At 40.3% G+C, this 11,494-nt stretch carries 11 protein-coding genes and 1 pseudogene; 8 read left to right on the top strand and 4 right to left on the bottom strand.

The window, feature by feature from the left end:
- The 3 genes and pseudogenes from AAEY68_RS03815 to rne all read right to left on the bottom strand — a co-directional run.
- A pseudogene (locus AAEY68_RS03815) lies at positions 1 to 317 on the bottom strand (IS3-like element ISPpr7 family transposase); the annotation flags it as partial.
- Positions 293 to 799, bottom strand: coding sequence for a transposase (locus AAEY68_RS03810; RefSeq protein WP_350585504.1), 507 nt, complete (start codon positions 797 to 799; stop codon positions 293 to 295). The gene AAEY68_RS03810 and the pseudogene AAEY68_RS03815, both read right to left, overlap by 25 nt.
- A gap of 343 nt (positions 800 to 1,142) precedes the next feature.
- On the bottom strand, positions 1,143 to 4,355 hold the full coding sequence (gene rne / locus AAEY68_RS03805) for a ribonuclease E (protein ID WP_350585503.1): 3,213 nt from the start codon (positions 4,353 to 4,355) through the stop codon (positions 1,143 to 1,145).
- Between the two features lie 772 nt (positions 4,356 to 5,127).
- On the opposite strand from rne, the gene rluC reads away from it, so the two are divergent.
- Together rluC and AAEY68_RS03795 are read left to right on the top strand one after the other, a co-directional pair.
- Complete coding sequence (rluC, locus tag AAEY68_RS03800; protein ID WP_350585502.1) at positions 5,128 to 6,087, top strand: 23S rRNA pseudouridine(955/2504/2580) synthase RluC; 960 nt, start codon at positions 5,128 to 5,130, stop codon at positions 6,085 to 6,087.
- A complete protein-coding gene (locus AAEY68_RS03795; RefSeq protein WP_350585501.1) occupies positions 6,084 to 6,746 on the top strand; it encodes an HAD-IA family hydrolase in 663 nt (220 codons plus the stop codon). The genes rluC and AAEY68_RS03795 overlap by 4 nt, the downstream gene beginning before the upstream one ends.
- A gap of 5 nt (positions 6,747 to 6,751) precedes the next feature.
- On the opposite strand, the gene AAEY68_RS03790 is transcribed toward AAEY68_RS03795, so the two are convergent.
- Entirely contained in the window at positions 6,752 to 7,354 is a 603-nt protein-coding gene (locus AAEY68_RS03790; RefSeq protein WP_350585500.1) for a Maf family protein, read from the bottom strand.
- A 131-nt stretch (positions 7,355 to 7,485) separates the two neighbouring features.
- Here AAEY68_RS03790 and yceD point away from each other — a divergent pair, with 131 nt between their 5' ends.
- From yceD to acpP, 6 genes are all read left to right on the top strand, one after another.
- Positions 7,486 to 8,010 (top strand): 23S rRNA accumulation protein YceD, encoded by a 525-nt coding sequence (gene yceD / locus AAEY68_RS03785; RefSeq protein WP_007585727.1) that lies wholly within the window; start codon positions 7,486 to 7,488, stop codon positions 8,008 to 8,010.
- 9 nt (positions 8,011 to 8,019) lie between these two features.
- On the top strand, positions 8,020 to 8,190 hold the full coding sequence (gene rpmF / locus AAEY68_RS03780) for a 50S ribosomal protein L32 (protein ID WP_002962381.1): 171 nt from the start codon (positions 8,020 to 8,022) through the stop codon (positions 8,188 to 8,190).
- A gap of 12 nt (positions 8,191 to 8,202) precedes the next feature.
- Positions 8,203 to 9,243, top strand: coding sequence for a phosphate acyltransferase PlsX (gene plsX / locus AAEY68_RS03775; RefSeq protein WP_007585728.1), 1,041 nt, complete (start codon positions 8,203 to 8,205; stop codon positions 9,241 to 9,243).
- 52 nt (positions 9,244 to 9,295) lie between these two features.
- Positions 9,296 to 10,222 (top strand): ACP S-malonyltransferase, encoded by a 927-nt coding sequence (gene fabD / locus AAEY68_RS03770; RefSeq protein ID WP_350585499.1) that lies wholly within the window; start codon positions 9,296 to 9,298, stop codon positions 10,220 to 10,222.
- Positions 10,223 to 10,233: 11 nt separating this feature from the next.
- Complete coding sequence (gene fabG / locus AAEY68_RS03765; protein ID WP_007585730.1) at positions 10,234 to 10,980, top strand: 3-oxoacyl-ACP reductase FabG; 747 nt, start codon at positions 10,234 to 10,236, stop codon at positions 10,978 to 10,980.
- A gap of 250 nt (positions 10,981 to 11,230) precedes the next feature.
- Positions 11,231 to 11,467, top strand: coding sequence for an acyl carrier protein (gene acpP / locus AAEY68_RS03760; RefSeq protein WP_002962377.1), 237 nt, complete (start codon positions 11,231 to 11,233; stop codon positions 11,465 to 11,467).
- Positions 11,468 to 11,494 lie beyond the last annotated feature (27 nt).

The raw sequence follows: 11,494 nt of genomic DNA, 5'->3' as shown, positions 1-11,494 counted from the left end.
GCTATCCACACACCTTTATCCAATAGTTTAGGGACTATCTTGCTGGGTGGTAAATGTCCATATTCTATTGAATTAACCGTCTTAATTATACGCTGTTGCTCTAATTCAGTTAGCCTGTTAGGTGGTCGCTTTATCGTACTTGTTCGCTTATCTGTCATATCATCAGCTTCAATCCAGCGTTGAATTGTTCTTGCCGTTAGACCAAGTAACTCACATGCTTTTTCTTGCCTTGCCCCTGATTTCTGCGCGTCGGTAATGAGCTCTATCAGTTCATGACGTTCAGTTGAGCTGGTTAATCGTCCTCGTTGAAACCCCAAAGCGCATCTGCTTTTTTTTTGAGTACAAGTAAGGCGGCTGTTTCTGCTAACGCTTTGTCTTTACGATTAAGCTCTTTTTGAAGCTGCTTAATTTCTTGTTTGAGCTGTTTACTGTCTGATTTTACGGGCTTCGTTGAAGGCCCTTTAGCAAAATCTTGCTTCCATTGTTTAATATGATGCGGGTAAAGCCCCTTAGCGCGGCAATATTCATTAAGAGCTGCTTCATCTAAACTCGCACATTCAATAATGGCGTTAAGCCTTTCTTCTAAGCTCCAGTCATGAGGGCGTTTTTCTGTTGTCATGTGACTACCATTATTTTTAGTTTCAAGTTCATGGTTTTTAGCAAGCGTGATCCATCGTTGCAAGGTTGAATAACCGATGCCTAAATCAAACGCAATATCTTCTAGGCGAACATCATCACATTGAGATAATGCTTTTTCAACAGCGTGAACTTTAAATTCTTGTGTAAATCGACGTCTCATTTTATCTGCCTCTATTAAAAGTTAGAGGCGACAACTATCCTGACACAGGGGGAGAAGCATCGCTTCTGTTTACTTAATTTCTTTGCTAACAAAACAACTTAAAGATCTATTTCACAAAGAGAAGTGAAAGAGGAGTAAATGAGAAAACACAAGCGATGGTTTATTAGCGGAGCTTTTTCAATTTAGCTTTATTGTTACCTCTAAAAGCGCAGCGTCTTTTAACCTCTTTGTGAACAAATCGCTTATTATGGGCGTGAAGAAACTTTAATAATTATTCAAAGTATGTAAACAAAAAAGCCCCGCTATTTATTAAATAGCGGGGCTTTTAAATAAGTGTTAGTTATTAATCAACACTCAATGTTTTAGTCATTGCAGAACTTGCACGACCAGCAGGTTTGATAGAACCCGCACGTAAACCACTATCTGGCACTAGTTCACGTTTATCGTGAGCCATTGCTACAGATGTGTGTTTTACTTCGCTATCAGCTACAGGAGTAGGCTGTGCCATTGGCGCACTTGCAGACCCTTGAGTAACCGCTGTTTTAACATGCGGTGCTGATTTTTCAGTTTTCACTTTTGCTTCAACTTTAGCTGGCTCTTCAGTTACTACTGGAGTTTCAACTTTAGCTGGTTCTTCAGTTACTACTGGAGTTTCAACTTTAGCTGGTTCTTCAGTTACTACTGGCGCTTCAACTTTAGCTGGCTCTTCAGTCACTACTGGCGTTTCAACTTTAGTTGGCTCTTCAGTTACTACTGGCGTTTCAACTTTAGCTGGCTCTTCAGTTGCTACTGGAGCTTCAACTTTAGCTGGCTCTTCAGTTACTACAGGAGTTTCAACTTTAGCTGGCTCTTCAGTTGCTACTGGAGTTTCAACTTTAGCTGGCTCTTCAGTTGCTACTGGAGCTTCAACTTTAGCTGGCTCTTCAGTTACTACAGGCGTTTCAACTTTAGCTGGCTCTTCTACAGCTTCAACTTTTGCTAAGTCTTCAACTGCAACGGCTTGTTCAACTTGTTGTGCTGCATCCACAGGTGTTTCTTCAGATTTAGCTTTAAGCTCTGCTTCATATTCTGCAGCAGCTTGATCAGCAACTGGAACAAATGCAGGGGCTTCGTCAGATTTAACTTCTGCTTCACCTTCAGGACGTCGACGACGTTGACCTGATGCACGAAGATGACGAGGAGAACGGCGTGAACGTGTACGTGTTTGCTCTTGCTCGTCTTCAGTAGTTGCTGCTTCATCGTTAGAATCAACAACGTCAACTTTCTCTTCTTTAATGTGAGCTGTTTTTTCTGCCGGAGCTTGTGTTTGCTTTTCTACAACAGGTGCTTGCTCTTGAACTTGTGGAGTGTCAGTAACTACCGCTTGTTCAGGTGTTTGCTCTGTTGAGTTTGCTTGCTCAGCGTTTTCATCTTGCAGACGTACTTTTTTACGTATGTTACGACGTTGACGGCGAACCTTAGGCTTTTGCTCTTTAGGCTCTACAGCTTGAGCTGGCTTAGAATCAGTTTCTACTTCTACTTCTGCTTTTACAGGGGCTTCAGTTTTAACTTGATCTTTTTCTTCGCTTTTATGCTCTGGGCGCTTACGAGAGTTAGGGTTACGACGACGCTTATTGCGGTTCTCGTTTCTCTCTTGCGTCTCGGTGCTTGTTGCTGCTGGTGAGTCTGTTTTAACTTCCTCTTCAGCAGCAGGGCGCTCATTGCGTGGTTTATTAGTGCGCGGGTTATTATTACGACGACGTTGGTTGTTATTACGACGACGATTATCGTTACCACGGCGAGCGTTATTACGCGCTTCTTGCTGCTCTTTTTCTACAGCTTCTTTTTTCTCTTCTACTGTTTCGCTTGCAAATAACGATTTAAACCATTTAGTGATTGCTTCAAACAAGCCACCTTCAGTTTTAGTCTCTGTTACTACTGGCTGAGCTACTGGTGTAGGCGCTGCTTGTGGAGCCGGTGTAGAAGGCATTACAACACCTTTTAGCATTGGCTCTTCACGTACTGGTGCACTTGGTGATTTTGACATCTCAAATGCTTCAGGTTCTGGCGCAACAACTTGTCCGTAACTTACCGTTTCAAGTGTTTCGTCTTTACGTAAACGCATAACTTCGTAATGTGGTGTTTCCATATGTTGATTAGGAATAATCACTACGTCACATTTATGATGTTTTTCAATGCGATGAACACTACGACGTTGCTCATTTAATAAATAAGCGGCAACGGCAACAGGCACTTGTGCATTTACTTGTGCTGTGTTGTCTTTAATTGCTTCTTCTTCAATTAAACGAAGAATAGAAAGCGCGATTGATTCGTTTGAACGAATAGTACCTTGGCCACTACAACGTGGGCATGGGCCTTGGCTTGCTTCACCTAATGAAGGACGCAAACGCTGACGCGACATTTCAAGTAAACCAAAGCGTGAAATTTTACCAATTTGAACACGAGCACGATCTGGACGAGCAGCATCTTTTAAACGATTTTCTACTTCACGTTGATGACGTGGAGGCGTCATATCGATAAAGTCGATAACAATTAAACCACCTAAGTCACGAAGACGTAATTGACGTGCAATCTCATCGGCTGCTTCTAAGTTAGTATTAAGTGCTGTTTCTTCAATATCGCCGCCTTTAGTTGCTTTAGACGAGTTGATATCGATAGACGTTAGTGCTTCAGTTGGGTCAATTACAATTGAACCACCAGAAGGCAAGCGTACTTCACGCTGGAACGCAGACTCAATTTGGCTTTCAATTTGGTAATGCGTAAATAAAGGAGTGTCGCCTTGATAAAGCTTAACACGGCTCATAAAGTCAGGACGAAAACGCTCAATGTGCGCTTTAGCTTCTTCAAAAACACGTGGTTTATCAATTAAAATTTCGCCAATATCACGACGTAAATAATCGCGTATCGCACGGAATATTACATTGCTTTCTTGGTGTATTAAAAATGGCGCTTTAGCACTATCGGCTGCTTGTCTAATTGCTTCCCAATGTACTAATAATGCTTTTAAATCGTAGTTTAATTCTTCAAACGATTTACCAACACCCGCTGTACGAACAATTAAGCCCATACCTTTAGGAAGTTCTAAACGACCCAATGCTTCTTTAAGTTCAGTACGTTCATCACCTTCAATGCGACGAGAAATACCGCCAGCACGTGGGTTGTTAGGCATAAGTACTAAGTAGCTACCAGCAACACTGATAAAAGTAGTTAACGCAGCGCCTTTTTGGCCACGCTCTTCTTTATCAACTTGTACTATAACTTCTTGACCTTCTTTGATCACGTCGCGAATGTTAGGGCGACCATGAAAAGTGTAACCTGCAGGGAAGTAAGTACGGGCAATTTCTTTTAAAGGAAGGAAACCATGGCGGTCAGCACCGTAATCAACAAATGCTGCTTCAAGAGATGGTTCAATGCGAGTGATTTTGCCTTTATAAATATTGGCTTTTTTCTGTTCGTGACCTGGGCTTTCGATATCTAAATCATAAAGGCGCTGGCCATCAACCAGTGCTACGCGCATTTCTTCTTGCTGCGTTGCATTGATTAGCATACGTTTCATATTGTTACTCTACTTATTTATGTCGCTGACATGACGATGTTTTTCTCGCCTGTTCAGTTGTCCCTATTTTTAGAATGTGCAGCCTCACGACTGGGTCTTTAACGGAACGGCTCTGTTTCTCGTATGCAGTATTTTAAATGCTGGCAAACAATAGCGATTATTATCGCTATTAAATTCTTAATGGTGCTAAAACTGTCGGCTTTTCAGCTACGTTTACAAGTTTTACCCAGAAGTCGGCCTGTCATATTAATCTTACTAAATATCATTCATATTAGGCGCGTAGGGCTCATTAAGTTGGTGAGCAATACATACTGATGTATCGCTAATATCCGTTTTAAGAGCAAAAATCGCTGCCGATGTTAATGAACGCTTATTTATTAGATTTTTTTAGTTCTAAATAAGCTGCTATACGGTACTACAATAATTGAGCTAGTGCTGAACGACGTTTTTTACGTCGTCACTATCAGACAAATTATCTGTTCATTGCTTTCTCTAGCACGTTAAAAATCGTTTCATGTTCAAACTTAACCAGCAATATATTACGCGCATTGCCGTTAATTGATCGCACGTGTTAACTGAGGAGGCATAAAAGCTTTGGAAAACTTAACTCGGATCTGTATGATCGGCTACCCAGAATGTGCATCACGAATGTTTTAATGTGTTAAAAAGCACCGTTGTTATTTGCAAATACTAAATATTTGCGCTGCTGATTATCCCACTATTATTACAGTGTTAGCAACTAAATTATTTTACTTAAATTAGTGATTAGGCAATGTCAGAAAAAAACGACTTACAAGTAACTTATGTCACGATCAACGAAGACCATTTAGGTCAGCGTATTGATAACTTTCTTATTACCCATTTAAAAGGGGTGCCTAAAAGCGCTATTTATAAACTTTTGCGCAAAGGTGAGGTACGCGTTAATAAAAAGCGTATTAAGCCTGTATATAAACTACAGCTTGAAGATGTACTTCGTATTGCACCTATCAGAGTTGCTGAGCGTGAAGAATTTGTTCCATCAAAATTAGACAAAGTAACTCGCCTTGAAAACGATATTATATTTGAAGATAAATACCTTATCGTAATAAATAAACCATCAGGTATGGCTGTTCATGGCGGCAGTGGTTTAAGTTATGGCTTAATTGAAGCTTTGCGGGCACTTCGCCCAGAGGAACGTAGCCTTGAGCTAGTTCATAGGCTTGACCGTGATACATCAGGTTGTTTACTTATAGCGAAGCGTCGTTCGGTGTTAACCGCATTGCATGAACAACTTCGCGAAAAAACAATGGAAAAAAATTACTGGGCACTTGTAGAAGGGCAGTGGGATTCTAAAACTAAAAACGTAACCGAAGGGTTGCGTAAAAATACACTTAAATCGGGCGAGCGCGTAGTACGCGTAGATAACACTGAGGGAAAACCTTCACATACTCGTTTTAAAGTACTTGAACGTTTTAACGATTGCTCACTTGTACAAGCATCGCCTGTTACAGGGCGTACGCACCAAATTCGTGTGCATACGCAATGTAAAGGTCACCCAATAGCATGCGACGACAAATATGGCGATCAGGGTTTCGACGATTCTATGCGTAAAGTTGGGTTAAACCGATTGTTTTTACACGCACATGATTTAAGTTTTTATCACCCTAAAAACGAAACAACCATGCGTATTGAAGCACCGCTAGATAAAACGCTTAAAAATACATTACTAAAATTACGAGATGCAAAACTGTGATAAAAGTAGCCCCAGTTAAAAAATATAAGCTCGTCATTTTTGATTGGGACGGTACCGTTATGGATTCAGTCACTAAAATAGTTAACTGTATTCGTAGTAGTGCTGAGTCACTTAATTTAGTGTCGCCTAGTGATTTAGCAATTAAAAATATTATTGGTATGTCGCTTGAAAAAGCAATTGATGTTTTATTTCCCGATAATGTAGCGCAGCACCAAGCGCTAATTAAAGGGTATAAACACCAATATAGTGTTGATACCACGCCAACTCCTGTATTTGATAATGTTGTCAACGTTTTAGGTGCCTTAAAAGAGCAGGGCATTGTTTTAGCGGTTGCAACAGGTAAAGGTAGGGGTGGGTTAGAGCGTTTGCTTGAACAAAGTCAATTGAGGCATTTTTTTAGTGCGACACGTACAAGCGATGACGCGCAATCAAAGCCCTCTCCAGATATGTTGTATCAATTACTTGAAGAACTTGGCATAAGCGCTCAAGACGCTGTAATGATTGGCGACACTCAAATAGACATGACTATGGCAAAAGCTGCTGGCATGGATAGAATTGGCGTAACAATGGGTGTACATAACGCACAGCAGCTAAATAAGTTTAGCCCTGTTGCAACAGTAGGTAATTATCTGCAATTGCAACAGGTTCTGCTTGGTTAATTTATTTAACTAGAACTTGTTTGAGCAGTAAGTACATCAATACCAAACTCAGCCAGTAGTTGGCTGAGTTTAATTAATGGTAATCCAATTAAGCTATTAGGATCGTCTCCGCTTAGTTTTTCAAATAAACAAATACCCAACCCTTCACTCTTAAAGCTGCCAGCACAGTTATAAGGCTGCTCAGCATCGCAATAAGCACTAATTTGTGCGTCACTAAGTGTTTTAAACGACACATTAAAAGGTTCTACGCAGGTTTTTCTAGTGCCAGTTACAATATCGTAAACACAAAGCCCTGTTAAAAATGTTACAGTATTACCGCTAAATAAATTTAGTTGTTTTACGGCATTTTGTTTATTATGTGGTTTACCTAAAATTTGATTGTTAAATACAGCGACTTGGTCTGATCCAATAGCTAACCCTTTGTTAAAGTGTTTATTAGCTGCTGAGGCTTTTAATTCACTTAAACGCTTAACCAGTTCAGTAGGTGTTTCGGCTTCAAGTGCTGATTCGTCAACATCCGGTGAAAACGTATCAAATGGTAAATTAAATTTTTGTAATAAAGACTGCCTAAAAGGCGAGCTTGACGCTAAAATAAGTGGGTGCTTCACGGACTGTTTTCCTTCAATAATTCAGATTGAGTTAGGATAAATCAGATCCGAGAGTAAAACACGTTAAAAACCAAGTAAAAATGGTTTTTTACTTTGACTAACAAACTAACTATCTATATGATGCAGCCCCTATGCAAAAGGTGAAAATTCCCATCACTCTTCATCCAGGCAAAGCAGCGCAGCACCGTTTAAAGTATGACGGAATTGTACCGCTTGAAAAACTTACTCGTTTAGAGAAAGTTGTGCAGGAAGAAGTAGGTGAAATAGCGGTAAAAATACATTGCAAAAACGATGATCAAGGTTTCGCTGTGATTAGAGGCAATTTGTCCACACACGTTACTGTCATTTGTCAACGTTGTAATGGTGATTTAGGGTTGGATTTGGTTCAAGACTTTGCATATTCACCAGTAGGTGAAGATACAGAGTTAGATATTTTTCCAGAAGACTACGATGAAGTAGCGCTTGATGAAAATGGTGAAGTTAACGTTTTTAATTTAATTGAAGACGAACTAATTTTAGCAATTCCATTAGTAGCTACCCACAACGAAGCTTCATGCAGTTATTCAGCAAAGCCTGCCAGCTTTGGTGTATTAAAGGCGGAAGATGATAAACCTAATCCATTTGATATTTTGAAACAACTTAAGAAAGATTCTTAGGAGAAGACTATGGCTGTACAAAAAAGCAAAAAGTCTCGTGCAAGACGCGGCATGCGCCGTTCACACGATGCGATCAGTGGTCCAACTTTAACTGTAGATCAAACATCTGGTGAGACTCATCGTCGTCACCATGTGACTGCAGATGGTTACTACAAAGGCGTTCAAGTAATTTCTAAATAAGAGATTACTTATATGCTGAAAGATCTAACCATAGCGTTAGATATGATGGGGGGCGATTACGGCCCCCGTTCATCTATTCCTGCTGCCGTTTGTGCGGTAAATGCTCATGCCAATTTAACTCTCATTTTATGTGGCAATGAACACGTTATATCTAAAGAACTCGAATCCCTCGATTCTCTACCTCATCCTAGACTCATAATTCGTCACTGTAGTGAAATAGTCACTAATGCCTGTGAACCAGCAATTGCTGTGCGTTCAAAAAAAGATTCATCCATGCGTGTTGCCCTAGATTTAGTTAAATCGGGCGAGGCTCAAGCATGTGTTAGCTCAGGTAATACCGGCGCTCTATTTTTTATGGCTCACTATGTATTAAAAATGCTGCCAGGTGTTAAACGTGCCGCACTCATTTCATCTGTTCCTACAGAGCTTAAAAACCCAGTATATTTACTTGACTTAGGTGCTAATGTGCATTGTGATGCGCAAATGTTGTATCAGTTTGGCATTATGGGCTCTATTGTTGCTGGACAAGCACTTGGTTTGGATAATCCTCGCGTTAGTTTATTAAATATTGGCGCTGAGGACATTAAAGGCCACGACGATATTAAACAAGCTGCACAATTAATGCAGCAAAGCCCACATATTAATTATATTGGTTACAGCGAAGGAAGTGATATTTTTTCGGGTAAGGCTGATGTAATTGTATGCGAAGGATTTGTGGGTAACGTGGCACTTAAAACATGTGAAGGCATTGCCAAGCTTATTATGAATAAGTTTACAACCGCACTCGAAAAGCACCTTTTATATAAATGTATGGCGTTTATATTGCGCCCAATAATAAAAAAACTCTATAAAAGGGTGAACCCCGACCAGTATAACGGTGCTTCTCTGGTAGGATTGCGCGGTATTGTCGTTAAAAGTCATGGAAATGCGTCAGCTAAAGCATTTCAAGCAGCAATTGATGAAGCGGTAAAAGAGGTTGAACGTCAACTTCCTGATAAAATAGCCGCTATTTTCGAAAAAACACATTCTAAAGACACGGCGGTTAATCAATAATTGATGTGCCGTGTATTTCATTATTTATTTGTTTAATTAAAAAGAGCAAAGTATGGCACAAAAAATTGCACTTCTATTCCCAGGTCAAGGCTCGCAAAGCGTTGGTATGTTAAAAGAACTACTAGAGAGTTCTGACATTGTTAAAGCAACATTTACAGAAGCGTCAAATGCACTGGGTTACGACTTAGCAGAGCTAGTTATTAATGGCCCAGAAGAAAAATTAAATCAAACCCACCGCACACAACCTGCATTACTAACTGCAAGTGTTGCTATTTACCGTGATTGGTTAGCAGCTAACCCTGATGCAGACGTTGTTATGGCGGGTCACAGCTTAGGTGAATACTCAGCGTTAGTATGTAGCGATGTATTAAGCTTGAGCGAAGCCGTAAAGCTTGTTGAAAACCGTGGTTTATACATGCAAGAAGCCGTGCCAGCAGGCGTAGGTTCAATGGCTGCTATTATTGGCTTAGGCGATGAAGAAATTAAAGCGGCTTGTGCTGCCTCAGCGCAAGGTGAGGTTGTATCTCCAGTTAACTACAACTCTCCTGGTCAAGTTGTTATCGCAGGCCATAAAGCGGCAGTAGATAGAGCATCGCAAGCATGTAAAGATGCCGGTGCTAAACGTGCATTACCACTTTCTGTTAGCGTACCTTCACATTGTGAGTTAATGAAGCCAGCAGCTGACAAGCTAGCAGCAGACTTAGCCGCTTTAACATTTAATACACCTAAGTGTGATGTAATTAATAATGTTGATGTAAAAGCTGAAACGTCAGCTGATGCAATTAAAGACGCACTAGTACGCCAGCTTTACAGCCCAGTTCGCTGGACAGAAACAGTACAAGCCTTGGTTGTGCAAGATGTAACACAAAGCTACGAATTTGGTCCTGGTAAAGTATTAACAGGACTTGCTAAACGAATTGATAAAGCAATGATCTGTGGCTCAGTAAACGACGCCGCTTCAATTGATGCAGCTAAATAAGAGTATATAAAATGTCTAATTTATTTTCATTAGAGGGCAAAATTGTCCTAATTACTGGCGCCAGCCGTGGTATTGGTAAAGCAATTGCAACAACATTAGTTGCACAAGGTGCAAAAGTTGCAGGTACTGCGACAAGTGAGTCAGGCGCTGCTAAAATCAGTGAATACTTAGGTGACAATGGTAAAGGTTATGCATTAAACGTAACCGATCCTGCATCTATTGAAGCAACACTTGCTGCAATAAAAGCTGATTTAGGCGATATTGACGTACTTGTAAATAACGCAGGTATTACACGCGATAACTTATTAATGCGTATGAAAGAAACTGAGTGGGACGATATTATTGACACTAATTTAAGCTCAGTTTTCCGTTTATCTAAAGCGGTACTTCGTCCAATGATGAAGAAAAAGAAAGGCCGTATTATTAACATTGGCTCAGTAGTGGGTACTATGGGTAATGCAGGTCAAGCTAATTATGCAGCGGCTAAAGCGGGTGTAATTGGTTTTTCTAAGTCACTTGCGCGCGAAGTTGCATCACGCGGTATTACAGTTAACGTAATCGCACCTGGTTTTATTCAAACAGACATGACTGATAATTTAACTGATGAGCAAAAAGCAGCAACACTTGCAAATGTTCCAGCAGGGCGTTTAGGCCAACCAGACGAAATTGCTGCTGCAGTATGTTATTTAGCATCTGACGCGGCTGCGTATGTATCAGGCGAAACTTTGCATGTAAATGGCGCGATGTACATGGTTTAATCGCCATTGTACCTAGATTGCTACTTGATAAAGTTAAGTAAGTTACCTCAAAAACATTGAATTATTTGTGAACTTGCTTTAAACATACTTGAAATCGCTGCGAAAATAAGCGATAAAAGACAAAACACACACTCAGAGGTTTGACCAGACAATTATTTATGGTCAAATCATTGAATCAGAGAATTATGCGGCGTAAACTACGCCGCAATCTGAAAATAACGCATTGGCGTTTTTAATAAAGGAAAGAAGAATGAGCGATATCCAAGAACGCGTAAAGAAAATTATCATTGAACAACTAGGTGTTAAAGAAGAAGAAGTTAAAAATGAATCTTCTTTCGTAGATGACCTAGGTGCAGATTCTCTTGATACTGTTGAACTAGTAATGGCTCTTGAAGAAGAGTTTGATACTGAGATCCCAGATGAAGAAGCTGAGAAGATCACTACAGTACAAACTGCTATCGATTACGTTACAGCACACGCTGAGTAATTAATCGCACGTTAAAGGCAGCATCCG

The organism is Pseudoalteromonas sp. RB2-MNA-CIBAN-0110, from assembly GCF_040309305.1.
Lineage (GTDB): Bacteria > Pseudomonadota > Gammaproteobacteria > Enterobacterales > Alteromonadaceae > Pseudoalteromonas > Pseudoalteromonas arctica.
The sequence above is the reverse complement of the archived record's forward strand: the minus strand, read 5'-3'. Positions and strand labels throughout refer to the sequence as shown.

Coding starts and splice junctions, on each gene's coding strand:
- plsX (WP_007585728.1), top strand. CDS start 8,203: ATGCTGAAAGATCTAACCATAGCGTTAGATATGATGGGGGGCGATTAC.
- rluC (WP_350585502.1), top strand. CDS start 5,128: ATGTCAGAAAAAAACGACTTACAAGTAACTTATGTCACGATCAACGAA.
- rne (WP_350585503.1), bottom strand. CDS start 4,355: ATGAAACGTATGCTAATCAATGCAACGCAGCAAGAAGAAATGCGCGTA.
- fabD (WP_350585499.1), top strand. CDS start 9,296: ATGGCACAAAAAATTGCACTTCTATTCCCAGGTCAAGGCTCGCAAAGC.
- AAEY68_RS03810 (WP_350585504.1), bottom strand. CDS start 799: ATGAGACGTCGATTTACACAAGAATTTAAAGTTCACGCTGTTGAAAAA.
- yceD (WP_007585727.1), top strand. CDS start 7,486: ATGCAAAAGGTGAAAATTCCCATCACTCTTCATCCAGGCAAAGCAGCG.
- fabG (WP_007585730.1), top strand. CDS start 10,234: ATGTCTAATTTATTTTCATTAGAGGGCAAAATTGTCCTAATTACTGGC.
- acpP (WP_002962377.1), top strand. CDS start 11,231: ATGAGCGATATCCAAGAACGCGTAAAGAAAATTATCATTGAACAACTA.
- rpmF (WP_002962381.1), top strand. CDS start 8,020: ATGGCTGTACAAAAAAGCAAAAAGTCTCGTGCAAGACGCGGCATGCGC.